22 protein-coding genes are annotated in these 24574 nt (G+C 72.6%); 6 read left to right on the forward strand and 16 right to left on the reverse strand.

Annotated elements, in window-relative coordinates; translation table 11 throughout:
- The first annotated feature begins 104 nt into the window (after positions 1-104).
- Entirely contained in the window at positions 105-1178 is a 1074-nt protein-coding gene (locus ACGF0J_RS23005) for a PLP-dependent cysteine synthase family protein (RefSeq protein ID WP_393148968.1), read from the forward strand.
- 46 nt (positions 1179-1224) lie between these two features.
- On the opposite strand, the gene ACGF0J_RS23010 is transcribed toward ACGF0J_RS23005, so the two are convergent.
- Entirely contained in the window at positions 1225-2220 is a 996-nt protein-coding gene (locus tag ACGF0J_RS23010) for an ABC transporter substrate-binding protein (protein ID WP_393148970.1), read from the reverse strand.
- A gap of 105 nt (positions 2221-2325) precedes the next feature.
- Between ACGF0J_RS23010 and ACGF0J_RS23015 the strand changes: the two genes are divergently transcribed.
- From ACGF0J_RS23015 to ACGF0J_RS23025, 3 genes are read left to right on the forward strand one after another with little or no spacing between them, the layout of a single operon-like run.
- A complete protein-coding gene (locus ACGF0J_RS23015) occupies positions 2326-3360 on the forward strand; it encodes a FecCD family ABC transporter permease (protein ID WP_393148972.1) in 1035 nt (344 codons plus the stop codon).
- The gene (locus ACGF0J_RS23020; RefSeq protein WP_393148974.1) at positions 3360-4403 is read left to right on the forward strand and encodes a FecCD family ABC transporter permease; all 1044 of its coding nucleotides are present in this window, start codon (positions 3360-3362) and stop codon (positions 4401-4403) included. The genes ACGF0J_RS23015 and ACGF0J_RS23020 overlap by 1 nt, the downstream gene beginning before the upstream one ends.
- Positions 4400-5188: an ABC transporter ATP-binding protein gene (locus tag ACGF0J_RS23025; RefSeq protein ID WP_393148976.1), complete on the forward strand. Its 789-nt coding sequence runs from the start codon at positions 4400-4402 to the stop codon at positions 5186-5188. The genes ACGF0J_RS23020 and ACGF0J_RS23025 overlap by 4 nt, the downstream gene beginning before the upstream one ends.
- 83 nt (positions 5189-5271) lie before the next feature.
- Here the strand turns inward: ACGF0J_RS23025 and ACGF0J_RS23030 are convergent, their stop codons facing one another.
- The 6 genes from ACGF0J_RS23030 to ACGF0J_RS23055 all read right to left on the reverse strand — a co-directional run bounded on the left by ACGF0J_RS23030 (position 5272) and on the right by ACGF0J_RS23055 (position 14028).
- Positions 5272-6942: a tetratricopeptide repeat protein gene (locus ACGF0J_RS23030; RefSeq protein WP_393148978.1), complete on the reverse strand. Its 1671-nt coding sequence runs from the start codon at positions 6940-6942 to the stop codon at positions 5272-5274.
- A gap of 324 nt (positions 6943-7266) precedes the next feature.
- Complete coding sequence (gene ftsY / locus ACGF0J_RS23035) at positions 7267-8448, reverse strand: signal recognition particle-docking protein FtsY (protein WP_393148980.1); 1182 nt, start codon at positions 8446-8448, stop codon at positions 7267-7269.
- A gap of 73 nt (positions 8449-8521) precedes the next feature.
- Entirely contained in the window at positions 8522-12217 is a 3696-nt protein-coding gene (gene smc / locus ACGF0J_RS23040) for a chromosome segregation protein SMC (RefSeq protein WP_393148982.1), read from the reverse strand.
- A 227-nt stretch (positions 12218-12444) separates the two neighbouring features.
- Positions 12445-12639 carry a hypothetical protein gene (locus ACGF0J_RS23045; protein WP_055505123.1) on the reverse strand — a complete coding sequence of 65 codons (195 nt, stop codon included), beginning with the start codon at positions 12637-12639 and terminating at the stop codon, positions 12445-12447.
- A 191-nt stretch (positions 12640-12830) separates the two neighbouring features.
- Positions 12831-13106 (reverse strand): acylphosphatase, encoded by a 276-nt coding sequence (locus tag ACGF0J_RS23050; RefSeq protein ID WP_393148984.1) that lies wholly within the window; start codon positions 13104-13106, stop codon positions 12831-12833.
- A 22-nt stretch (positions 13107-13128) separates the two neighbouring features.
- The gene (locus tag ACGF0J_RS23055) at positions 13129-14028 is read right to left on the reverse strand and encodes a LysR family transcriptional regulator (RefSeq protein WP_393148986.1); all 900 of its coding nucleotides are present in this window, start codon (positions 14026-14028) and stop codon (positions 13129-13131) included.
- 79 nt (positions 14029-14107) lie between these two features.
- On the opposite strand from ACGF0J_RS23055, the gene ACGF0J_RS23060 reads away from it, so the two are divergent.
- Positions 14108-15289, forward strand: coding sequence for an MFS transporter (locus ACGF0J_RS23060; RefSeq protein ID WP_393148988.1), 1182 nt, complete (start codon positions 14108-14110; stop codon positions 15287-15289).
- Here the strand turns inward: ACGF0J_RS23060 and mutM are convergent.
- From mutM to ACGF0J_RS23100, 8 genes are all read right to left on the reverse strand, one after another.
- On the reverse strand, positions 15237-16082 hold the full coding sequence (gene mutM, locus ACGF0J_RS23065) for a bifunctional DNA-formamidopyrimidine glycosylase/DNA-(apurinic or apyrimidinic site) lyase (RefSeq protein WP_393148990.1): 846 nt from the start codon (positions 16080-16082) through the stop codon (positions 15237-15239). The two genes, ACGF0J_RS23060 and mutM, sit on opposite strands and share 53 nt — an antisense overlap.
- 1 nt (position 16083) lies before the next feature.
- A complete protein-coding gene (rnc, locus tag ACGF0J_RS23070) occupies positions 16084-16803 on the reverse strand; it encodes a ribonuclease III (protein ID WP_393149223.1) in 720 nt (239 codons plus the stop codon).
- Between the two features lie 208 nt (positions 16804-17011).
- Positions 17012-17191 (reverse strand): 50S ribosomal protein L32, encoded by a 180-nt coding sequence (gene rpmF / locus ACGF0J_RS23075; protein ID WP_033409409.1) that lies wholly within the window; start codon positions 17189-17191, stop codon positions 17012-17014.
- Position 17192: 1 nt separating this feature from the next.
- Positions 17193-17744 carry a YceD family protein gene (locus tag ACGF0J_RS23080; RefSeq protein ID WP_393148992.1) on the reverse strand — a complete coding sequence of 184 codons (552 nt, stop codon included), beginning with the start codon at positions 17742-17744 and terminating at the stop codon, positions 17193-17195.
- A 71-nt stretch (positions 17745-17815) separates the two neighbouring features.
- Positions 17816-18292 (reverse strand): pantetheine-phosphate adenylyltransferase, encoded by a 477-nt coding sequence (gene coaD / locus ACGF0J_RS23085; protein ID WP_393148994.1) that lies wholly within the window; start codon positions 18290-18292, stop codon positions 17816-17818.
- Between the two features lie 26 nt (positions 18293-18318).
- Positions 18319-19017 (reverse strand): RsmD family RNA methyltransferase, encoded by a 699-nt coding sequence (locus ACGF0J_RS23090; protein WP_393148996.1) that lies wholly within the window; start codon positions 19015-19017, stop codon positions 18319-18321.
- A 426-nt stretch (positions 19018-19443) separates the two neighbouring features.
- Positions 19444-21633, reverse strand: a complete 2190-nt coding sequence (recG, locus tag ACGF0J_RS23095; RefSeq protein ID WP_393148998.1) for an ATP-dependent DNA helicase RecG — start codon at positions 21631-21633, stop codon at positions 19444-19446.
- A gap of 71 nt (positions 21634-21704) precedes the next feature.
- Positions 21705-23249, reverse strand: a complete 1545-nt coding sequence (locus tag ACGF0J_RS23100; protein ID WP_393149000.1) for a DAK2 domain-containing protein — start codon at positions 23247-23249, stop codon at positions 21705-21707.
- A 199-nt stretch (positions 23250-23448) separates the two neighbouring features.
- On the opposite strand from ACGF0J_RS23100, the gene rpmB reads away from it, so the two are divergent.
- A complete protein-coding gene (rpmB, locus tag ACGF0J_RS23105) occupies positions 23449-23634 on the forward strand; it encodes a 50S ribosomal protein L28 (protein ID WP_101787934.1) in 186 nt (61 codons plus the stop codon).
- Positions 23635-23753: 119 nt separating this feature from the next.
- Here rpmB and thiD read toward each other — a convergent pair whose 3' ends face one another.
- Positions 23754-24548, reverse strand: coding sequence for a bifunctional hydroxymethylpyrimidine kinase/phosphomethylpyrimidine kinase (thiD, locus tag ACGF0J_RS23110; RefSeq protein ID WP_393149002.1), 795 nt, complete (start codon positions 24546-24548; stop codon positions 23754-23756).
- Between the last annotated feature and the right edge of the window lie 26 nt (positions 24549-24574).

The raw sequence follows: 24574 nt of genomic DNA on the forward strand, positions 1-24574 counted from the left end.
GCGTGCGTTATCACGTCCACGGCTGGACTTGTCTCGTTACCATAACACTGCCCTTCCAATTTGCCGAAAAAAGTGGCAAGAGTCACATGAGATAGCGTATGACCATGGATTTCGTCGATCGTCATGACACCGGCACGCGTCACTGGGTGGCGGAGGCCATCCGGAAGGTGGAGGCCGACGCCAACCGGAGCTGTGACACCCATCTGCATGTCTTTCCGCTGCCCCCGCAGTGGGGGGTAAACCTCTACCTGAAAGACGAGTCGGTGCACCCGACCGGTTCACTCAAGCACCGGCTGGCCCGCTCCCTGTTCCTGTACGGCCTGGCCAACGGCTGGATCGGCCCCACCACCACGATCGTCGAGGCGTCCAGCGGGTCGACGGCGGTGAGCGAGGCGTACTTCGCCCGGCTGCTGGGCCTGCCGTTCATCGCGGTGATGCCCGCCTCCACGTCACCGGAGAAGTGTCACCTGATCGAGTTCTACGGCGGCAAGTGTCATCTGGTCGACGACCCCACCACGATCTACGAGGAGTCGCACCGGCTCGCCGCCGAGACGGGCGGCCACTTCATGGACCAGTTCACCTACGCCGAACGGGCCACGGACTGGCGCGGCAACAACAACATCGCCGAGTCGATCTTCGCGCAGCTCGCACTTGAGCCCCATCCCGTGCCGACCTGGATCGTCGTCGGCGCCGGCACCGGCGGCACGTCCTCCACGATCGGCCGCTACATCCGCTACCGCCGTCACCCGACGCGGCTGGCCGTCGCCGACCCGGAGGGCTCGGCCTTCTACCCGAGCTGGGTCTCGGGCGACGCCTCGGTCACCGCCCGCGGCTCGCGCATCGAGGGCATCGGACGACCCCGGGTCGAGCCGTCCTTCCAACCGACCGTGATCGACCGGATGGTGACCGTGCCCGACGCCCGGTCCATCGCCGCGATGCACTGGGTGCGCGAGGTGACCGGCCGCGACGTCGGCGGCTCCACCGGCACCAACGTCGCCGCCTGCGTCGAGCTCATCAAGGAGATGCGCGAGGCCGGCGAGCGGGGCAGCGTCGTCACCCTCATCTGCGACGGCGGCGAGAGATACCGGGGCACCTACTGCGACCCGGCCTGGCTCGCCGCCCAGGGCCTCGACATCCACCCGCACCTGGCCGACCTGCGCTCCTTCCTGCCCGCCTGACGGGGCCTGCCCGCCTGACGGGACCTGCCCGCCTGACCGGCGGGGGTCAGGAGGTGACCTTCGCCGGGTCCACCTCGAAGATCTTGGCAACGTCGTCGAGCACCGCGTGGGCGCCCTGGATGCCCACCGCGGTCATCCACGTCTGGTCGTTCACCTCGTGCTTGTCGCCCTTGAGCTTGCCCCACAGCGGGTTGGCGACGAACTTCGCCTTGGGCCCGTCGCTGGTGGGGTCGGGGTAGGTCGCGACGAAGATGTGGTCGGCGTCGAGGTCGGCGATGCGCTCCTGGCTGACGTCCACCACGATCGAGTCCGTGGCGGTGGGCTGGCCCTCGGGGCGGGGGAAGCCGATGTCCTTCATGATCAGGCCCGAGTACGACTTCTCCACGTACAGCCGGACCGTGGGCTCGCCGGCGAAACGGGCGATGGAGATGGACGGCAGCTTGCCGTCCCGCTTCTCCTTGATCGCCGTACCGATCTTGGCCGCGCGGTCCTCGAACTCCTTGAGCGTGGTGTCGGCCAGATCCTCCTTGCCGAGCGCCTGGCCGACGAGGCGGAGGTTCTCCTTCCAGATGGCGCCGGTCGTCTCACTGAAGACCGTCGGAGCGATCTTGGAGAGCTTGTCGTAGAGGGCCTCGTGCCGGACCTTGGCGGAGAGGATCAGGTCGGGCTTGAGCGCCGCGATCTTCTCCAGGCTCGGCTCCTCCAGGGTGCCGACCGGGGTGGCCTCCTTGCCGTACTCGGTGGCGACCGCGCCGAGGTAGTCGGGGAGCTTGTCCTCGATCGACCGGTAGGTCGTGTAGCCGACCACCGGCGTCTGCAGCGTGAGCGCCGCGTCGACGAAGCTCTGGTCGAGGGCGACGACCCGCTTGGGCTGGGCCGGGATCGCCGTCTCGCCCATGGCGTGCTTGACGGTGCGGAACGCCGCTCCGCCCTCGGCGCTGGCCTGCCCGGAGGCCGCCGGCGACGCGGAGTCTGTCGAGCCACAGGCCGCCAGCCCGGCGACCAGGGCCATGGCGCCCACGAACGCGCGCAACGGTCTCATCGAAAGTCCCTCTCCCTGGTAAAAGTTTAGGCAACCCTAATTTAGGTTAGCCCTGCCTAAGCTGGCATACTTCACCGGGATCGGGCAAACGCTTGGAGGGACCACGTGACCGCAACAGCCGTCGCGCCGCGCCTCCACGGCCTCCGCCGCCGGCGGCTCCTCGTGCTCACCGGCCTTCTCACGGCCCTGGCACTGGCGGTCGTGCTCAGCATCACCATCGGAGCCAAGGCCGTCCCGCTCCCCGACGCCTGGCGGGCGCTGACCGACCCGGCCGGCACCGAGAACGACATCGTCATCCGCTCGCTGCGCCTGCCCCGGACGGCGCTCGGCGTGCTGGCCGGCCTCGCGCTGGGCGTGGCCGGGGCGCTCATGCAGGGCCACACCCGCAACCCCCTCGCCGACCCGGGCCTGCTGGGCGTCACCCAGGGCGCGGCGTTCGCGATGGTGTCCTCGATCATCCTGCTCGGCGCGCAGAGCCTGTTCGCCTACATCTGGTTCGGCCTGGCGGGCGCCCTGCTCGCCAGCGTCGGCGTGTTCGCGCTCGGCATGGTGGGCGGCCGGGGCGGGCCCACGCCGGTGACGCTGGCGCTCGCCGGCACCGCCGTCAGCGCCTTCCTGTACGCGCTGACCTCCGCCATCGTGCTGCTGGACGAGCAGGCCATGGACGTCTTCAGGTTCTGGCAGGCCGGCTCGATCGCCGCCCGCGGACCCGACGTGGTCTGGCAGGTGCTGCCGTTCATCGCGGCCGGGCTGGTGCTGGCCATGGTCAACACGCCCGGTCTGAACGCGCTGTCGCTCGGCGAGGACGTGGCCCGTGGCCTGGGCCAGAACATCGCGCTGACCCGCGCCGTCGGCGTCACCGCCGTCACGCTGCTGACGGGCGCCTCGGTGGCGGCGTGCGGGGCGCTGGCGTTCGTGGGCCTGCTCGTGCCGCACCTGACCCGCCCGCTGTCCGGCACCGACCACCGCTGGCTGGTGCCGTACGCGGGACTCGCCGGCGCGGCGCTGCTGCTGCTCGCCGACGTGATCGGCCGGGTCGTCGCCCCGCCGGGAGAGCTGGAGGTGGGAGTGGTGCTCGCGCTGGTCGGCGCGCCCTTCTTCGTCGCGCTGGTGCGCCGCAGGAAGCCGGTGAGGCTGTGATGACCGCCTTCCCGCTGCGCGTGGCCGGCCTGTCCTGGCAGGTACGGCTGCGCGGCACCGTGCTCACGCTGGGCGGGCTGCTGCTGCTCGGCCTGCTCATGGCGCTGAACATGCGTCTCGGCGACATCGACATGAGCCTCGCGGAGGTCGTGCGGGCCACGCTCGACCCGGCCGACGCCGGCCACTTCGTGGTCATGGAGCTGCGCCTGCCGCGCGCGCTGACCGGCGCGCTGGTGGGCGGCGCGCTCGCGCTGTCCGGCGCGATCATCCAGTCCATCGCGCGCAACCCGCTGGCCAGCCCGGAGATCCTGGGCGTGACCACCGGAGCCTCGGTCGCGGTCGTGGCCGGCGTCGTGCTCAGCGGCAGCGCGTACGGCGGCGCCAGCGGCCTGTTCTCGGCCGTGGGCATCCCGATGCTCGCCCTGCTCGGCGGCCTGGTCGGCGCGGTGACGGTCTACGCGCTGGCCTGGCGGCGCGGCCTCGACGGCTACCGGCTGGTGCTGGTCGGCATCGGCGTGGCCGCGGTGTTCACGAACGTGAAGTACTGGCTGCTGACGGTCGGCGACGTCAACGACACCGGCCGGGCCATGGTGTGGATCAGCGGCTCGCTGAACGGCCGCGGCTGGGAGCACGTCGTGCCGGTGGCGCTCGCCCTGGCGGTGCTGGTGCCGTCGACGATGCTCGGCACCCGCTCGCTGGGGGCGCTGCGGTTCGGCGACGACACGGTCACCGCGCTGGGCGTGCGGATGAACCTCTCCCGCGCGCTGATGATCTTCGCCGCGGTGCTGCTGGCCGCCGTGGCCACCGCCTCGGCGGGCCCGATCGCGTTCGTCGCCCTGGCCGCGCCGCAGATCGCCCTGCGGCTGGCCCGCTGCGCTCAGCCGCCGCTGTTGTCGTCGGCCGTCGTCGGCTCGGTCCTCACCGCCGGCGCCGACCTGATCGCCCGCACGGCCTTCTCCCCGCTCGAACTGCCCGTGGGCATCGTCACCGCCGTACTCGGCGCCCCGTACCTGATTCACCTGATCTGGAGGGCCAGAAAATGAGGCTGCAGGCGGCCGGCGTCACGCTCGGGTACGGCGAACGCACCGTCGTCGAGAACCTCGACCTCGGCGTCCACTCCGGCACGGTGACCACGATCATCGGCCCCAACGGCTGCGGCAAGTCCACGCTGCTGCGCGCCCTCGGCCGGCTGCTCAAGCCGCAGGGGGGCGAGGTGCTGCTCGACGGCAAGCGCATCGACCGGATGGCGACCCGCGAGGTGGCCAAGGTGCTCGGCGTGCTCCCCCAGGCGCCGACCGCCCCCGAGGGCCTGACGGTGGCCGACCTGGTCGCCCGGGGCCGGCACCCCCACCAGACCTGGTACCGGCAGTGGTCGTCGGACGACGAGGCGGCCGTGGGCCGGGCCCTGGAGATGACCGGTCTGGCCGACCTGGCCGAGCGGCCGCTGGACGAGCTGTCGGGCGGGCAGCGGCAGCGGGCCTGGATCTCGATGGCCCTGGCGCAGGGCACGGACCTGCTGCTGCTCGACGAGCCGACCACGTTCCTCGACCTGGCGCACCAGGTGGAGGTGCTGGAACTGGTCCGGCAACTGCACCGGGAGGCGAGCCGGACCATCGTGATGGTCCTGCACGACCTCAACCTCGCGGCCCGCTACGCCGACCGGCTGGTGGCCATGCGCGAGGGCCAGGTGGTGGCCGCCGGCGACCCGCACGACGTGCTGACGGAGGACCTGCTGCGCGAGGTGTTCGACCTGGACGCCAAGGTCATTCCCGACCCGGTGGCGGGGACTCCTCTGGTCGTCCCGATCGGCCCCCGTTCCCGCTCCTGAGCACCCGTCCGGGGCGCGGCCCGCGAGACTCCCGCCGCGCCGGCGACCCGGCGACGGCCGCGGCGACGCCTCGCCCCCACGGCTCACCCGCCCGCTGACGCCCGCGCGATGTCGGGGTCGTCGGGCGCCAGCTCGGCGGCCCTGAGCAGGTCCTGCCTCGCCTCGTGCGCACGGCCGGCGGCCCGCAGGACCAGAGCCCGGTTGAACAGCAGCTCGGGCGACTCGGCGAGCTTCAGCGCCCGGGTCAGGTCGCCCAGCGCGGCCTCGTGGTCGCCCGCGTCGAACGCCAGCGCGCCCCGGCTCGCCCAGGCCGCCACCAGGTCGGGGTCCAGCTCCAGCGCCAGGTCGAAGGCGGCCATCGCCGCGGCCCGCCGGCCCGCGGCGGCCTCCACCTGGCCGAGCACGCACCTCAGGTGCGGATCGCGGGGTGCGAGCGCCAGCCCGTGCTCGGCGTCGCGCCGCGCGCCGGCGTGGTCGCCGGCGGCCGCCAGCAGGCCGGACCTGTTCGCGTACGCGGGGACGAAGTCGGGGTCCAGCTCCAGCGTGTGGCCGAGGTCGGCGAGGGCGCCGTCGAGGTCACCGGTGGCGTAACGCACCTCCGCCCGGTTGTAGTAGGCCTCGGGAAAGGGCGGGCTGAGCCGGATGGCGGCCTCGAAGTCGGCCAGCGCGTCGGCGTGCCGGCCCAGCCGGTGCAGCACGGCGCCGCGGTCGAGGTAGTAGTCGGGGTAGCCGGGGTCGGCGCTGATGGCGACCGCGTAGTCGGCCAGCGCCTCCTGGACGCGGCCGGCCTGGGCCAGGAGCTGGGCGCGGTTGGCGTACAGCACGAGCCGGTGGATCGGGTGCTCGCCGGGCAGGTCGCGCTCGGCCAGGTCGAGGGCCTCCTCGACCAGGTCGAGGGCGGCCTGCGTCCGCCCCCTGCGCACCTCGACGAGGGCCTTGCCGTTGAGGTCGAACCCCAGGTGGAAGGCGCGCTCGCGGCGGCCGGGCAGCAGCGAGGTGATCGCGACGGCCTCGTTGATCCAGGCCAGCGCCTCCTCGGGGTCGCGCCTGGCGTGGTCGTGGTGGCGCACCAGGATCATCGCCGTGCCGTAGGCGATGGTGGCGCGGTGCTTGGGGTCGACGCTGTCCCTGCGGGCGCGGTCGTACAGGGCGCGGGCCTCGTCCTCGCGTTCGACGGCCTCCAGCGCCGCCGCCACCCGCTGGACGAGCAGCCGCCGGCGTTCGGGCGTCGCCGCGTACGTCGTCCCGCGCAGCGCCTCCAGCCCGGACTCCACCATCGCGTGGTGGAACCCCTCGTCGCGGAAGCGGTCGAAGTCGGCACGCGGCGGGCCGGTGCGGGGTGCGGTGCGGCCCGGGACGATCCGCAGCAGGCAGGGGTCGAGCCGCCGCCGCAGCACCTCGACCAGCTCGGTGTCGGTGGGGTCGGCCTCGCCGAGGTTGTCGACCGTGACGGTGAGCGGGCCCGTGCGCACCAGGTGGTCGCGGACGAACTCGGCCAGCCCGTTGGCGATCCGCAGCGTCCGCCGGGCACCGGGGATGAGGATGCGCTGCGCTCTCGGCAGGCTTTCGGCCAGCGTCCGCCTGCGGGCCGGCACGCCCAGCGCGGGCGCGGCGGCGCGGATCTCGATGTCGTACGCGGCCACCAGGCCGGGCCGGTGTTCCAGTGCCTCGGGCACGAGCCGACCCAGCAGCGCGGCCCCGAGCGTGTACGGGCCGTGGATCCTGCGGTCGGCGTCCAGAACGATCGTGTCCATGCGTCCTTCTCCGTGGTCCGTGTCGGGCGCGGCCGCGCCGGCGTCCCCAATGCGGGACGCCGGTGCGGAGCCGTGTCAGACGCCGTGCCGCGGTGCGGCGCTCCCGGAAGGCTTCACGGTTCCGGGTTTGTGAACGACGATCTTCTTCATCGGGACCCTCTCACGTTCAAGCATGACGAGACCGGCGAAAGGCGATCTCGGAGATGACCGGTTCATGTGAACACACGCCAACTCGGCGATCAAGGCTTGGCTCGGTAAGAGGTATTTCCTATCGCCTTACATAAAAGGCCGAAACATCCACCATCTATCGCCAAAAGGCGGGATTCAGTCCCCCAGGATGGCGTCCACGAAGACCTCGGGGTCGAACGGCGCGAGATCGTCGGGCCCCTCGCCGAGACCGGCCAGCTTGACCGGCACCCCCAGCTCCCGCTGCACCGAGATGACGATGCCGCCCTTGGCCGTGCCGTCGAGCTTGGTCAGCGCGATGCCGGTGATGTTGACCACCTCGGCGAACACCTGGGCCTGCCGCATGCCGTTCTGGCCCGTCGTGGCGTCGAGAACGAGCAGCACCTCGTCGACCGTGGCCTTCTTCTCGATGACCCGCTTGACCTTGCCCAGCTCGTCCATCAGGCCCGTCTTGGTGTGCAGCCGGCCGGCGGTGTCGACGATGACCACGTCGGCCTTGGCCTCGATGCCCTTGGCCGCCGCGTCGAAGGCCACCGACGCCGGATCGGCGCCCTCAGGTCCGCGCACGACCTCCGCCCCGACCCGGTCGCCCCACGTCTGGAGCTGGTCGGCGGCGGCGGCGCGGAAGGTGTCGGCCGCGCCGAGCACGACCTTCTTGCCGTCGCCGACGAGCACCCGGGCCAGCTTGCCGGTGGTCGTCGTCTTGCCGGTGCCGTTGACGCCGACGACGAGGACCACCGCCGCCCGCTCGCCGTGCCTGGCCACGTTGAGCGTGCGGTCGAGGTCGGGGTTGATCTGCACGAGGAGCTGCTCGCGCAGCAGGGCGCGCACCTCGTCGGGGGTGCGGCTGCCGAGCACCTTGACCCGGGTGCGCAGCTCCTCCACGATCGCCTGCGTCGGGGACACGCCGACGTCGGCCGTGAGCAGCAGCTCCTCGATCTCGTCCCACACCTCGTCGTCGAGCCGGTCACGCGAGAGCAGGTCGAGCAGCCCACGGCCGAGCGAACTCTGCGAGCGGGCCAGCCGCGAGCGCAGCCGCACCATCCGGCCGGCGGACGGCGGCGGCACCTCCACCTCGGGCTTGACGACGACCGGCTCGGCCGGCTTGACCGGCGGCGGGACCGTGGTCGTCGCGCCCTCGCCCTCCTCGCCCCCCGGAGCCGGGCGCTTCTCCTTCTCCTCGGGAAGCGGCACGGTCTCGGGCGGCTTGACCGGCGGCGGCGCCGCCTTGCCACCCGGGCGGAACAGCAGGAAGAGGCCACCCGCCGCCAGCAGGGCGACGAGTGCCACGATCACGATGACACCGAGGTAACCATCCACAACATGTCAGTTTTCCAGATCAACCGGCATGCTCGGGCACAGGGCCACGCCGATCGGCCGCCCTTGTGGCTGATCAGGCGGGTTCGCGCTCGCGCAGGCGCTGGCTGACCACCTGGGTGACGCCGTCGCCGCGCATCGACACGCCGTACAGCGCGTCGGCGATCTCCATCGTCCGCTTGTTGTGCGTGATGACGATCAGCTGGGAGCTCTGCCGCAGCTCCTCGAACAGTGTCAGCAGCCGCTGCGTGTTGGTGTCGTCGAGCGCCGCCTCGACCTCGTCCATGACGTAGAACGGCGAGGGCCGCGCCTTGAAGATGGAGATCAGGAACGCCACCGCGGTCAGCGACCGCTCACCGCCCGACAGCAGCGACAGCCGCTTGACCTTCTTGCCTGGCGGCCGGGCCTCCACCTCGATGCCGGTGGTCAGCATGTCCTCGGGGGCGGTCAGCACCAGCCGCCCGTCGCCGCCGGGGAACACCCGGGTGAAGATCTGCTCGAACTCGCGCGCCACGTCCTCGTAGGCGGAGGCGAACATCTGCTCCACCCGGTCGTCGACCTCCTTGACCACCGTCAGCAGGTCGCGCCGGGTCTTCTTCAGGTCCTCAAGCTGCGAGTTGAGGAACGCGTGCCGCTCCTCCAGGGCCGCGAACTCCTCCAGCGCCAGCGGGTTGACCTTGCCGAGCTGCTGCATCTGCCGCTCGGCGATCCGGGCGCGCTTCTCCTGCTCCGCACGCACGTACGGCGTGGGCGGCTCGCCCGGCACGGGCGCCTGCGGGCCGTACTCGGAGATCAGTGTCTCGGCCGCCACGCCGAACTCCTCCAGCGCGCGCTGCTCCATCTGCTCCAGGCGCATCCGCTGCTCGGTGCGGGCCATCTCGCTGCCGTGCACCCGGTTGACCAGCTTGTCGAGCTCCTGCCCCAGCTCGCGCACGCGGACCCGGACCTGCTTGAGCTCGGCGTCGACGGCCACCCTGGCCAGGTCGGCGTCGTCGCGCTCGCGAGCGGCCAGCCGGACCGACTCGGCGAGCGTGGCGAGGACCTGCTTGGCTCCCCTGCTCACGGCCTCGGCCACGGCGGCCTGGCGCCTGCGCCTGGCCCGCTGGGCGGCGGCCTGAGCCCGCTCCTGGCGTTCGCGCTGGGCTGCGCGGACCAGGCCGTCGGCCCGGCCCTCGATGCCCTTGACGCGCTCCTCTGCGGTGCGCACCTGCAGGCGGGCCTCCACCTCGCGCTGCCGGGCGCTCTGGCAGGCGGCGGCCAGCTCGTCGCGGACGTCGGTGGTGGGCTCGGTCTCCAACTCCTGGGCGTACTCGGCCTCGGCCAGCCGGATCTCCAGCTCGGCCAGCTCCGCCTGGCCCTCGGCGCGCGCCTCCTCGGCGGCGGCGACACTCCTGGCCAGGCGTTCGGCCTCCTCGTGGGCGGCCTTGGCGGCGGCCTCGAACTGGGCCAGCCGCCTGGCGACGGCGGCCTGCCGCTGGTCGGCCTCCCGCTGGCGGGCCCTGGCCTGGTCGAGCGCGCTCTGCGCCGCGCTCACCCCGGCCTGGGCGGTGCCGGCGGCGGTCTGCGCCTCGCTCACCAGCGACTGGGCCGCCTCCAGGGCGGCGCGCGCCTCGTGCTCGGCCGACGACGTCTCCTCCAGGGCCGCGGCGGTGCGCTCGGCCCTGGCCTCGGCCTCCGCCAGGTCGGCGACTGCCTCGTCCAGCGCGGCCCGCACCTGCAGCACGGACGTGCCGCCCGCGGAGCCTCCGCTGGCCAGGTGGGGGCCGACGACGTCGCCCTGCCGGGTGACGGCGCGCAGCCCCGGATGCCGCTCGGCCACCCGGCGCGCCGCGTCGAGGTCGTCCACGACGACGACGCCGGCCAGCACGTGACCGACGGCCGCCCGCAGGTGGCCGGGCACCGTCACCAGCTCCGCCGCCCACTCCCCGTCCTCGGGGGCGGGCCCGCGCTCCTCCGCGCCGCCGGTGGCGGCCGCGCCGGGCGCGCCCGCGACCAGGAGGGTGGCCTGGCCCCCCTCCTTGGCCCGCAGCAGGTCGAGTGCCTGGACGGCCGCGCCGAGCGAGGCGACGGCGACCGACTCGGCGACCGGTCCGAGCACCGCCGCGACCGCCGGCTCGGCGCCGGGCGTGACCTGGAGCGAGGCGGCGAGCGGCCCCAGCACCCCGTCGAGCCCGGCCTCCAGCAGGCTGGCGCCGCCGTCGCCACCGCGGGCCAGGCCCAGCTCCAGGGCCTCGGTGCGCGCCCTGAGCGCCGCCACGGCCCGCTGTGCCTCCTGGTCGGCCGCCCGGGCCGTGCCGACGGCCGACGAAGCGGTCTGCAGGGCCGCACGGGGCGCCGCGAGAGCGGCCTTGGCCTCCTCGACGGCGGCGCGGGCCTCGTCCGCGACGGCCTTGGCCTGCTCGACCAGCTCCTGCGCGGTGGCCAGCTCAGCGGCCGGCGCCGGGTCGGCGGCGGGCTCCTCCTGCCGCTGCGTCTCCAGCTCGTCGAGGGCGCGCCGCTCGCGCTCGGCCGCGTCGGCGACGGCCCGGTTGAGCCGGCCGATCTCCTCCTCGGCGGCGCGTGACCTGCTGCGCACCGAGTCGACCTGGCCGCGCAGCCGGGCCAGGCCCTCGCGCCGATCGGCGGCGGCCCGCGCGGCCAGCGCCAGCCGCCGCTCCTCGGCGCCCAGCGCGGCCTCCGCCTCGGCGCGCCGCTGCACGGTGTCCTCCAGCAGCTCCTGCGTCTGCTCCAGCTCGGCCTGGCGGATGAGCTCCTGCTCACGCGCCTCGGCGGCCTCGCGTTCGAGGTCCTCGGGGTCGCGTCCGCGGCGCTCGACCGCCGCCGCGTCGACGGCGTGACGGTGGCGTTCGGCGGCGAGTTGCTCCAGGCCGGTGATGCGCTCGCGCAGGGAGGCCAGCCGGAAGTAGGTCTCCTGGGCGGCGCTCAGCCGCGGCTGGGCCTCGGCCTCGGCGCTCTCCAGGGCGGCCTCGCGCTGCAGGGCCTCGGCCAGCTCGGTCTCCACCTGGGTGCGCCGGGCCAGGATCGCCGCCTCGTCGGCCGCCTCCCGTTCGAGGGTGTCGCGCAGGACGCACATGTCGTCGGCGAGCAGGCGCAGCCGGGCGTCGCGCAGGTCGGCCTGGATCACGGCGGCCTTGCGGGCGATCTCGGCCTGGCGGCCGAGCGGCTTGAGCTGGCGGCGCAGCTCGGTGGCGAGGTCCTGGACGCGAGTGAGGTTGGCCTGCATCGCGTCGAGCTTGCGCAGCGCCTTCTCCTTGCGCTTGCGGTGCTTCAGGACGCCCGCCGCCTCCTCGATGAACGCCCGCCGGTCCTCGGGGCCGGCGTGCAGCACGGCGTCGAGCTGCCCCTGGCCGACGATGACGTGCATCTCACGGCCGATGCCGGAGTCGGACAGCAGCTCCTGGATGTCCAGCAGGCGGCAGGTGTCGCCGTTGATGGCGTACTCGCTCTGGCCCGACCTGAACATCAGGCGGCTGATCGTGACCTCGGTGTAGTCGATCGGCAGCGCGCCGTCGGAGTTGTCGATGGTCAGCGTCACCTCGGCCCGGCCCAGGGGCGGCCTGGACGAGGTGCCGGCGAAGATGACGTCCTCCATCTTGCCGCCGCGCAGCGACTTGGCGCTGTGCTCGCCCATGACCCAGGCCAGGGCGTCGACGACGTTGGACTTGCCGGAGCCGTTGGGGCCCACGACGCAGGTGATGCCCGGCTCGAAGCGCAGGGCGGTCGCCGAGGCGAAGGACTTGAAGCCGCGCAGGGTGAGGGTCTTCAGGTACAAGCGCCGGCCCCCTTCTCCCTGGACGACTCACGACGGACGACTCACGACGTGTCCGGCGTCCCTGGACGGGACCCGGAAAAGCCTACTGGTCCTCACCGACAGGCGCTGGCAGCCGCGGCATCCTCAGTGGACGGCCAGGCAAAAGGCCGGGAAAGGGCTTCCGGAAGAGGGCAAATAACAAGGGACGCCTCGTTGAGACGTCCCTGGATCTTGCGTTCCGATCACTCTCAGGTGAGTGCCGGCTCGCGCTCCTGCATGCGGCTGAGTGCCTCATCGCGGGTTTGCGCCGCAAGAGCGTCATTCTGGGCCTGAAGCCGGATGAGTTCTGCCTCCAGGTCACGGATGCGCTGCTGCAAGCGACGCATCTCGGAGACCATCCGAGGGTCAGGACCACCGACGTGGCCGAGTAGAGCCTTCGCCATGGTAAAGGGTCCTCCACGCTGAGTGACCAGACTGGTTCGCGCACTTCTTATTCCGCGGGAGGGGTGCGCGTGGTACTTAACAAGAGTCGCACCGGCAGTGTGGACGGTCAAGTCGAGCGGACCGCCACGCCCCGCCGAGGGGCACTCCCGGCACACAACTATACCCCATTTGGGCGGTTTAGTGAAAGCGGCTACCGCTCCCGGAAACCGCCCAAACTACCTCGGACTTCACTCCATCTTTCCACTACTCCATCGACTCTACCCGGCGTGTCGCAACCCCTCAGCAGCTCCAGCAACTTGACGCACGCTTGACGCCGCCCCTGGGCCACCACCTCGACCCGGCCGTCGTCCATGTTGCGCGCCCAGCCCTCCAGCCCCAGCTCCAGCGCCCGCGACCGGGTCCACCAGCGGAACCCGACGCCCTGCACGCGTCCCCTGACCCACGCGGTCAGCCGTACGTCCTCCACGTTCCCCCTCTCTTCGCGCCTGTCACGCCGCCCGCGGCCGCCCCGCCGCCTCCGCCACGGCCACCTCGACGAAGGCCCGCACCGCGGCCGTCTCGGCCGCGCCCAGCCACACCAGCCCGAGCACCGAGGCGGGCAACCCCGTGACGGGGACGAAGGTCACGTCGTCCCGCTCGTGATAGGCCGCCGTCGGCGTGCAGAACAGCATCCCGCCCCGGCCGAGCGCCACCAACGTGATGCCCTCCTGGCTGGTGGCGACCGTACCCCCCAAGGAGATGCGCCGGCCCGCCGGGGTGCAGGAGGGGGCGACCAACTCACGCCAGCGTCGCGGCGCCGGCCCGTCCAGGCCGATCAGCGGCAGGTCCGCGAGCTCCTCGGCCCCGATGGCGGGCCGACGGGCCAGCGGATGCCGCACAGACAGCCCGAGCCGTACCGGCACCTCGTTCAGCCCGGGACCCGTGCGCAGGTCGGGCTCGTCCACCGGCAGCAGCGTGAAGGCCACGTCCACCAGCCCCGCCCGCACCTTGCCGAAGGGATCGGCGAGCGGCACCTCCACCAGGTGCACCTCGCACGACGGGTACAGCCGCTCGAACGCCCGCACGGCGTCGGTCACCAGGTCGGTCGGCGTCCCGAGGAACCCCGCGCGCAGGACGCCCGTCACCTGGCGCGCCGCCGACCGGGCCCGGCCCACCGCATCCGCCAGACCGTCGTAGGCCGGCCGCAGATCGGCCAGGAAGCTCTCACCGAGCGGCGTGAGCCGCACCCGCCTGCTGGTCCGCTCGAACAGCCGGGCCCCGATCCGCGTCTCCAGCGCCCGGACGAGCTGGCTGACCCGGCCCGGCGACACGTACAGCCGCTCGGCGGCCCGCGCGAAGTGCAACTCCTCGCTCAGGACGACGAAGCACTCCAGTTCCCTGAACTCCATGTCACCCCTTAGTCCAGCTAAACCAAGCCTCAGCGTCCTGTCATTGTTCCCCCGCCGCCACGGCCCGACGCTGGAACGCATGACCACGACCATGACCACACCCCAGGACACCGGGGCCGCCCGGCTCGCCGTGACCGCGGTCGCGGTGGGCACGTTCACCGTCGTCACCAGCGAGATGCTGCCGGTCGGGCTGCTCACCTCGATCGGGACCGACCTGCGGGTGTCCGAGGGCACGGCCGGGCTCACGATGACCGCCCCCGGACTGGTCGCCGCCGGCTCGGCCCCGCTGCTGACCGTCGCCGCCCGGCGCCTCGACCGGCGGACCGTGCTGAGCGGGCTCATGGCGCTGCTGGCGGCGGCCAACCTGCTGGCGGCGCTGGCCCCCGCCTACCCGGTGCTGCTCGGAGCGCGAGTGTTGACGGGGATCAGCATCGGCGGGTTCTGGGCGTTCGCCTTCGCCATGGCGGGTCGGCTCGTGCCCCCGTCCGGCGCCGGCAGGGCCGTGGCGGTCATCTCGTCCGGCATCGCGGTGGCGTCCGTGCTGGGCGTGCCCGCCGGGACACTCGTCTCCTCCCTCGCCGGGTGGCGGGCGGCGTTCGCCGCCGTCGCGCTGCTCGCGGCGGCCCTGTGCGCGGCCCTGATCCGGCTGCTGCCGCCGCTGCCCGCCGAGCGGGCCGGCCGCCTGTCCGACCTCGGGCGGGTGTGGCGCTCCGGCCCGCTGCGGATCGTCCTCATCGTCACGGCGCTCGTCGTGACCGGCCACTTCGCGGCCTACACCTACGTCAGGCCGTTCCTGGAGCAGGTGGCGGGGACGGGCGCGGCCGCCGTCAGCGCGATCCTGCTCGGGTACGGCCTGGCCGGCGTGCTCGGCAACTTCGCCGCCGGCGCCCGCGTGCCGCGGCGGCCCGGGCCCGTGCTCGTCACCCTGGCCGTGCTGATCGGCGTCGCCACCGTCGCCCTGCCGCCGGTCGGCGCCGCGGGCCCGGTCGCCGCCGGCGCGCTGCTCCTGCTATGGGGCGTCGCCTACGGAGGCGTGTCGGTGACCCTGCAGATCTGGGTCGGCAAGGCGGGCGGCGGCGAGGCCGGCATGGCCCTGTTGACCGCCGTGTTCAACGCGGCCATCGCGCTCGGCGCACTGGCCGGCGGGCTGGTGGTGGACCGCGTGTCGATCTCCGCCGTGCTGTGGCTCGGCGCCGGCCTCGCGCTGGTCAGCGCGGGCGTCGCTGGCATCGGGGGCAGGAGAACGACGAACGGTTCATGAACGCCTCACGCATGATCGGGGTGCCGCAGCGCGAGCATGGGCGGTCACGCCGGCCGTACACCTCCAGGGAACGCTCGAAGTAGCCGCTCTCGCCGTTGACGTTCACATAGAGGCTGTCGAACGACGTGCCGCCCTGGTGCAGGGCCGCGGTCATCACCTCACGGACCGCCGCCAGCAGCTCGGCGACCTTGGGCCGGGTGAGGGTCTGGGTCGGGCGGGCCCCGTGCAGTCTGGCCAGCCACAGCGCCTCGTCGGCGTAGATGTTGCCGACGCCGCTGATCAGCGACTGGTCCAGGAGAGCCCGCTTGACCTCGGTCCGCCGGCGGCGCAACGCCGCGGCGAAGCGGTCGTCGTCGAAGGACGCCTCGAACGGGTCAGGAGCTATGTGCGCGATCGGCGCGGGAACGCCGTCGAGCAGCGGGCTGAGCATGATGTGGCCGAACGTCCGCTGGTCGACGAACCGCAGGTCGGAGCCGCCGTCGCCGAAGCCCAGCCGGACCCGCAGGTGTTTCTCCGGCGGCGAGCCGGGCTCCACCACGAGAAGCTGACCGCTCATCCCGAGATGGGCGAGCAGCGCCTCCTCGGCGCCCGACAGCGGGAGCCACAGATATTTGCCGCGGCGTTCGGCGGAGAGCACGACCCGGCCCTTCAGCCGGGCGGTGAAGTCGTCGGGGCCCGCGAGATGACGGCGGACGGCCCGCGGATGCAGCACCTCGGCAGCGACGATCTGCCGGCCGGCCACCCACTGCGCCAGCCCCCGCCGGACCACCTCGACCTCGGGCAGCTCGGGCACCTCAGCCCGCCGGCTGGCTCTCGCGCTGCTCGCGGCGCGCCCGGATGCGGGTCCAGGCCGCCTCGGCCGCCTGCTGCTCGGCCTCCTTCTTGCTGCGGCCGCTGCCCGCGCCGTAGGACTCGCCGCCCACCCGCACCTCGGCGGTGAACGACTTGGCATGATCGGGGCCGCTCTCCTCGACGTGGTATTCAGGCACGCCGAGCGCCTCGGAGGCGGTGAGCTCCTGCAACGAGGTCTTCCAGTCGAGCCCGGCGCCGAGCGAGGCCGAACGGACGATCAGCGGGTCGAAGAGCAGATGGACCACGCGGAACGCCTCGTCGAGACCCTTGTCGACGTAGACCGCGCCGATCAGCGCCTCCAGCGTGTCGGCCAGGATCGACGACTTGTCACGCCCGCCGGTGCCCTCCTCGCCGCGGCCCAGCCGCAGGAACCGGCCCAGGCCCAGACCCCGGGCCACGTCGGCCAGGGCACGCATGTTGACCACCGCGGCGCGCAGCTTGGCCAACTGCCCCTCGGGCAGGTCGGGGTGGTTGCGGTAGAGGGTGTCGGTGACCACCAGACCCAGCACCGAGTCGCCCAGGAACTCCAGGCGCTCGTTGGTGGGCAGGCCGCCGTTCTCGTACGCGTACGAGCGGTGCGTCAGGGCCCGCTCCAGAATGTCGGGGCCGAGACTGACGGACAGCACCCGATCGAGCTCTTCCCTGGCGACCTCCACGGCCACCGGCTTGGGACCTGCGCCCACGGCTTCCTCCTCGGACATCTTCACATGGCGCGACGGCTGCGGAGATGCCCGAAAACGTGGTGGGCGTCGGGGAGACTGAGCCCCGGCGTCCACCACGACCGCGGGCGAACCACTACCGCACGCATCTAGACGTTAACGCCGACCGGGGCACAATGGCACCCGGTCGGCAACACGTCAACTACGCGGATCAGGCAGACGGCTCGATGACCTGACGGCGGTTGTAGGTGCCGCAGGTGGGGCACGCGATGTGCGGCTGCTTGGGCGAACGGCACTGCGGGCAGCTCACCAGGGCGACAGCAGTCGTCTTCCACTGGGAGCGACGGGCGCGGGTGTTGCTCCGCGACATCTTTCGCTTCGGGACGGCCACGTCACTTCTCCTGATCGTTATCGTTCTCGGTAACCAGACCTTGCAACGACGCCCAACGAGCGTCGATCTTCTCGTGCCGGTGATCGGCGCCGGCCTCGGCCAGCTTGATCCCGCACTCCACGCAGAGCCCCTCGCAGTCGTCACGACAGACGGGGCTCAGCGGCAGTGCAAGCACCACCGCGTCGCGGAACGTCGGCTCGAGGTCGAGCAGCTCCCCGTCGAGCAGCGAGTCGTCCTCCGAGGCGTCCTCGTCGGAGTAGAAGAACAGCTCCTGCAGGTCGACCTCGATGTCCGAGGACACCGGATCGAGGCACCGCGCACACTCCCCGGCGAGCGGGGCCTGCGCCGTGCCCGACACGAGCACGCCTTCCATCACTGCTTCGAGCCGGAGGTCCAGCTCGACTTCGGCGTCCTTGGGGACACCGATCATGTCGACGCCGAGATTCGCCGGAGCCGGGAGGGTCAGGGTCGACCGCCGCATCGTGCCCGGCCGCTTTCCCAGGTCGTGAGTGGAGATCACCCAAGGGGAGCGGGGGTCGAGGTGCTGAGTCATCCTGCTCTCGCTAGGCATGGCGGAATGGTCGCCGTCGTACAAGGCCGAAATGAAAGGATAGCAGGTGCCGCTCAGCCCCCGAGCCGCTCGGCCAGGAGCTGGTGCACCAGGTCCGGCACCAGGCCCGACACGTCGCCCCCGTACCTGGCGATCTCCTTGACCCGGCTGGACGACAGGAACGAGTATTCCGGGTTCGTCGGCATGAACAGCGTCTCCACGCCCGACAGCCGGTAGTTGAGCTGGGCCATCTGCAGCTCGTAGTCGAAGTCGCTGACGACCCTGATGCCCTTGACGATGGCCGGGATGTCGTTCTGCTTGCAGAAGTCGACCAGCAGGCCGTGGAACTTGCGCACCTTGACGTTCGCGAACTCCTTGGTCACCGTCTGCAGGATCTCGATCCTCTCGTCGACCGTGAACAGGCTGCTCTTCTCCAGGTTGATGAGCACGGCCACGGTGACCTCGTCGTACAGCCGGGCGGCCCGGCCGATGATGTCGAGGTGACCGTTCGTGATGGGGTCGAACGACCCCGGGCAGACAACGCGGCGCAAGACGCCTCCCAGCTCTACGGGCAGGTCTACGGGTTCCAGGCGGCGCGACCGTACCAAACGGACGCTTCGCCATAACGACGGACCCTCTCCTCAACGTAGCCCTCCGGCCACATCAGGGCCTTTCCCCGCGTCTCCCTCTCGAACGCCACCAAACCGCCTTCAACCAGCCACCCGTTGTCCCGCAACGACTCCAGCACCCGGACGACCTCCTCTCCGGACACGGCATAGGGCGGATCGGCGAACACGATGTCGTACGGCCCGCCGTACGCGCCGGACGGCACGTCCCGCGCGCCGGACCGCTCCCCCTCGCCCCGCCCGCCACGGTCGTGTCCGGCACCGCAAGGACCACGGTCGAGTCCCGCACCCCCCGGACCACGGTCGAGTCCCGCACCCCCGGGACCCCTGGCGAGCAGACGCTCCACCCTGTCCGCCACCACCTGGGCGCCCCCCAGCCCCAGCGACCGGACGTTGGCCTTGATCGTGCTGACCGCCTTGGGGTCCGACTCGACGAGCAGCGCATGGGCCGCCCCCCGCGACAACGCCTCCAGCCCGACGGCCCCCGAACCCGCGTACAGGTCCACCACCCGAGCGCCCGCCAGCCCGTACAGGGAGTCGAGCGTCAAGAAGATCCCTTCTCGCGCCCTGTCGCTGGTCGGCCTGGTGCCGCGCCCCGGCGGCACGACCAGGCGGCGTCCACCCGCGACGCCCGCGATGATCCGAGTCATGAGGGCCATTGTTCCGCATGTCGGCGCAGGTCAAGAGTGGACAAGTGTCGGCCTCGACAGCGCAAGGGTGATTCACAACGCCCCACCTGCCACGCATGATGAGTCTGCGGCCTTCGAGGTGACCCATAAGAAGGCCGACCGGCGTGGTCGTGAGCCCTTCCGCACGCCGGTTCCCTCGGCACCTGACCCGGGGGGGTGGGCCCAGCCGGGGACGGCATTCGGGGGGAGGCCGTCCCCAAGGCTGGGCCCAACGCCTTTTTCACACCGGCCACACGCCGCCGATCCCGCTCTGCGACCGGCGACGCCCGGTCCCCGCCTACCGGCCGCGCCGAACCGCCGCTCCCCACGCCGCGCCGACCTGCGACGCCCCAAAGCGATGCGCAGCCGCCGGAACGCCAGGACGAGGAGTCAGGTCTGCTCCACGTATCAGGTCTTCTCCAGGTATTCGGCCCGCTCGTCCGCCAGCAGCCGGTCGATCTCCGCGCGCAGCCCCTCGTACGCCACCAGCTCCGGATCATCGGCCAGCAGCCGCGCCGCCTCCTCCCGCGCCGCCTCGATGACGTCCTCGTCGCGCAGCAGTTGCAGCAGCTTGAGCGACGACCGTTTGCCCGACTGGGCGGCGCCGAGCACGTCGCCCTCGCGCCGCTGCTCCAGGTCCACCCGGGACAGCTCGAACCCGTCGAGCGTGGCGGCCACCGCGTCGAGGCGGGCGCGCGCCGGGGTGCCCCCGGGGAAGTCGGACACGAGCAGGCACAGCCCCGGCAGCCCGCCCCGGCCCACCCGGCCGCGGAGCTGGTGGAGCTGGGAGACGCCGAACCGGTCGGCGTCCATGATGACCATGACGGAGGAGTTGGGCACGTCGACGCCCACCTCGATCACCGTCGTCGCCACGAGCACGTCCAGCTCGCCCTTGGTGAACGCGCGCATCACCGCGTCCTTCTCCTCCGGCGGCAGCTTGCCGTGCAGGACGCCGAGGCGCAGACCGTGCAGCGGCCCCTCGGCCAGCAGGTCGGCCACGTCGAGCACGGCCAGCGGCGGCCGGCGCTCGTCGTCGGCCGGCGGCTGGTCGGCGGACGCCCGCAGGTCGCCCTCGTCGCCCTCCACGTCGCCGATCCGCGGGCAGACGATGTAGGCCTGCCGGCCGAGGCTCACCTCCTCCCGGACCCGCTCCCAGGTGCGCTCCAGGAAGTGCGGCTTCTCGGCGGCGGGCACCACGTGGGTGGTGATCGGGGCCCGGCCGGAGGGGAGCTGCGACAGGGTGGAGACCTCCAGGTCGCCGAAGACGGTCATGGCGACCGTGCGCGGGATCGGCGTGGCGGTCATGACGAGCACGTGGGGGCGGCCGCCGCCGGCCTTCTCGCGCAGGGCGTCGCGCTGCTCGACGCCGAAGCGGTGCTGCTCGTCGACCACGACGAGGCCCAGGTCGGCGAACTGGACGTGCTCCTGCAGCAGGGCGTGGGTGCCGACGACGATGCCGGCCGTGCCGGAGGCGGCGTCGAGCAGGGCGGAGCGGCGGGCGGCGGCCCCCATCGAGCCGGTGAGCAGCGTGACGGCGGTGCCGCCGAACATGCCGCCCTGCGCCAGGTCGCCCAGCATGGCGGTGATCGAGCGGTGGTGCTGCTGGGCGAGCACCTCGGTGGGAGCCAGCAGCACCGCCTGGCCCCCGGCATCGACCACCTGCAGCATCGCGCGCAACGCGACCACGGTCTTGCCGGCGCCGACCTCGCCCTGCAGCAACCGGTGCATGGGGTGCTCGCGCGCCAGGTCGGCGGCGATCTCCTCGCCGACGAGCGCCTGCCCCTCGGTGAGCGCGAACGGCAGCCGGGCGTCGAAGTCGGCCAGCAGCCCGTCGCCGCGGCGCGGGCGCGCCTTGGCCGGCCAGGCGACCGCCGCCTGCCGGCGCTGCAGCAGCACGGCCTGCAGCACGAACGCCTCGTCGAACTTCAGCCGCTGCCGCGCCCGGTGCACCTCGGCGAAATCCTTCGGCCGGTGGATCGCCACCAGCGCCTCGCCCAGGTCCTGCAGCCCGTGGCGGACGCGCAGGTCGTCGGGGAGGGGGTCGTGCAGCGGCCCGAGCGTGTCGAGCACCACGCCGACCGCCCGCCGGATCACCCACGGCGTGAGGTCCTTGCCGGCGGGATAGATCGGCACCGGTGCCACCGAGAACTCCTCGGCGCTGGCCTCGCTCTCCTCGAACAGCTCGAACTCGGGATGCGAGAGCTGCCAGCGGGGATGGGAACGCGAGCCGAACAGCCCCACCTTGCCGGCGAACATGCCGCGCCGCCCGGTCTTCAGCCGCGTCTCGGCCACATGGGAGCCCTTGCCGAAGAACGAGAGGTAGATCTTGTTGCGGGCGCCGTCGACGACCTCGACCTCCAGCCAGGTGCCGCCACGGTTGCGCATGGGCTTGCGCATGAGCCTGCTGACCTCGCCCACCACGGTGACGTGCTCGTCGACCTCCAGCGCGTCGAGCGAGGTGAGCTCACCGCGCTCGGCGTAGCGGCGTGGATAGTGGCGCAGCAGGTCGCCGACCGTCTCCAGGCCGAGCACACTGTGCAACAGCTTGGCGGTCTTCGGGTCGAGCGCCTTGGTCAGCGGCTCGTCGAAACGGCTCACGGCTCTATGTTCTACCGCCTGGGACCGACAGGAACCACGCGCGCCGCGGCCTCGCACGGAAGCCCGCCGCCTCACTCCACGCCGATGAGCAGCGGGTAGCCGCCCTGCTCGCCGTCGTAGACCACGAGGTCGGCGTCCGGCCGCGTCCTGCCCAGATGGCGTTCGAGTCGTACGGCCAGCCCGGCCGGCGCGGCCGCCCCCGTCACCAGCGTCACCAGTTCGCCGCCGCCCGCCAGCATCCGGTCCACCACGGTCTCGGCCACCTCGTCGAGCCCGCCGCCGATCACCGCGACGTCGCCGTCGATCAGCCCCAGGACGTCGCCGGGGCGGCACGGGCCGGCGCTCGTGACGGCCTCCCTGTCAGCCACCACGACGTGCCCGTGCCGGGTGTGCCCCGCCGCGTCGGTCATCGCGACCACGTCGTCGTCGAACCGGCGCAGCGGGTCGTGGACGGCCAGCGCCGCCAGCCCCTGCACGGTGGCCCTGGTGGGCAGCACGCTGACCGCCGCCCCGTCCTCCCTGGCGATCTCCGCCGCGGCGACCGCGACCGCTCGGGCGCCCTCGTCGTTGGGCAGCACGGCGACCTCGCCGCCCGCCTTCCTGATCGCGGCCAGCATGTCGGGCAGGGAGGGGCTGGTGCCGGGCTCCCGCCGGACCACGACCGCGCCGCTCTCCTCGAACAGCGCCGCGATGCCGTCACCCGCCGCGACCGCCACGACGCCCCTGCCCGCGCCGCCGCGGTGGGTCCGCTCGGCCAGGTACGTGATGCGGATCCGGTGCGGCCGGCCCGCACGCAGCGCCGCCTCGACGGCCGGCCCGGCCTCGTCCACGTGGACGTGGACGTTCCACAGCCCGTCGCCGCCCACCACGACCAGCGAGTCACCCATCGCGTCGAGCTCGCGGCGCAGCTTCGCCACGGCCGCGTCGTCGGCGTCGAGCAGGTACATGACCTCGTATCCGGCGCCCACCTCGCTCATCGGCGTCACCCGGCCGGTCGGCGCGGGCACCTCGAAGCGTTCGCTGGTGGCGCCGGTGACCACGGCCACCAGGCACTCCAGGATGATGGCCAGCCCGGCGCCGCCCGCGTCCACGACGCCGCTGCGTGCCAGCACGTCGAGCTGTTCGGGGGTGCGTCGCAGCGCCGAGCGGGCCGCGCCCGCCGCCCGCCGGGCCACCTCCGCCGGCCCGCCGTCACAGTCCTGTACGGCCCGCGCCACCGCGCCGAGCACGCTCAGCACGGTCCCCTCGACGGGCCTGGCCACGGCCTCCCGCGCCAGCGACGCCGCCCTGGCCAGCCCGTCACGCAGGTCGGCGCCGTCCTTGAGGACGTCGGCCAGCCCGCGCAGCGCCTGGCTGACGATGACCCCGGAGTTGCCCCTCGCGCCGACCAGCGCGCCGTACGAGAGCGTCTGCCACACCACCGACGCCTCCACGTCGTCGGGCAGCGCCTCGACGGCCTCGGCGGCGGACAGCATGGTGAGATGGAGGTTGGTGCCGGTGTCGCCGTCGGCGACGGGAAAAACGTTGAGCGCGTCGATCTCGGCGCGGGCCCGCCCCAGCGCGTCAGCGGCCAGACGTATCCAGCGGCGCACCCCGGGTGGGTCGAGGACCTCCATACGCGACGTTCCAACCTCCCGGATGCGCTACCGTTAGACGAGGAGAATATCTCCGCATCCGCCCGAGTCCAGTGCTCGAGTTCGCCCCCGGGGGTGCGGATCGGATATCCTCGTCTGGCTAGCCGGTTGTCCCGGCATGCCCTCCGCCCGACAGCATCAAGCGGACTGGGCTACATCGACTGTAAAAAGGAGCGATACCGTGGCTGCCGTCTGCGATGTCTGCCGCAAGGGGCCGATCTTCGGCAACAACGTGTCCCACTCCCACCGCCGCACCCGCCGTCGTTGGAACCCCAACATCCAGACGGTTCGCGCGGTCGTCGGCGGCACGCCGAAGAAGCTCAACGTCTGCACGTCGTGCATCAAGGCGGGTAAGGTCACCCGCTAGTTCGACTTCCGCGAAGGCCCGCCGCCCGTGACGAACGAGCGGCGGGCCTTCGTCGTGCCCGGCACCACTCCGCGCGCTCGTAACGGGCAGGTGGTGGCCGTCGTGGCTGATCCGGCAGGTCAGCGCCAGCGCCAGGCGTGGTCCACCGGGCCGATGCCGTCGCCCAGCGGGAAGCCCCGCCTGATCGCCCCCGTCACGTACTCCTTGGCCCGGCCCACGGCGGCCGGCACGTCCTCGCCCAGCGCCAGGTACGAGGCGACGGCCGAGGCGAGCGTGCAGCCGGTGCCGTGGGTGTGCCGGTTGTCGAGCCGCTCGGCGGTGAACCGGTGCTCGCTCGTGCCGTCCGTCAGCAGGTCGACCGGCTCGCCCGGCAGGTGACCACCCTTGATCAGCGCCCACGTCGCCCCCAGCTCCAGCACCGCGTCGGCGGCGCGGCGCAGGTCGCCCTCGTCCTCGACCTTGACGCCGGTGAGCTGCTCCACCTCCCACAGGTTGGGGGTGACGACGGTGGCGACGGGCAGCAGCCGCGTCCTGACCGTCTCGACGGCCTCCGGGGCGAGCAGCGGGTCTCCGTGCTTGGACACGCCCACGGGGTCCACCACCACCGGGGCGTCGTACCCGCCCAGCACGGCGGCCACGACCTCGACGAGCTGAGGCGAGGCGAGCATGCCGGTCTTGACGGCCTGTGCGCCGATGTCGCCCAGCACGGAGTCGAGCTGGGCGCGGACCGCCTCGGGCGGCAGCTCCCAGTAGCCCTGGACGCCCAGGGAGTTCTGGGCCGTGACCGCCGCGATGACGCTCATGCCGTGCACGCCGAGCGCGAGCATGGTCTTGAGATCTGCCTGGATGCCCGCCCCGCCGCCGGAGTCGGACCCGGCGACGGTGAGCACGCGGGGAGGGGTCATAGCGGTCATGGGCCTATCCAACCACTCCCCGCGCG

Source organism: Nonomuraea sp. NPDC047897 (assembly GCF_043204415.1).
Lineage (GTDB): Bacteria > Actinomycetota > Actinomycetes > Streptosporangiales > Streptosporangiaceae > Nonomuraea.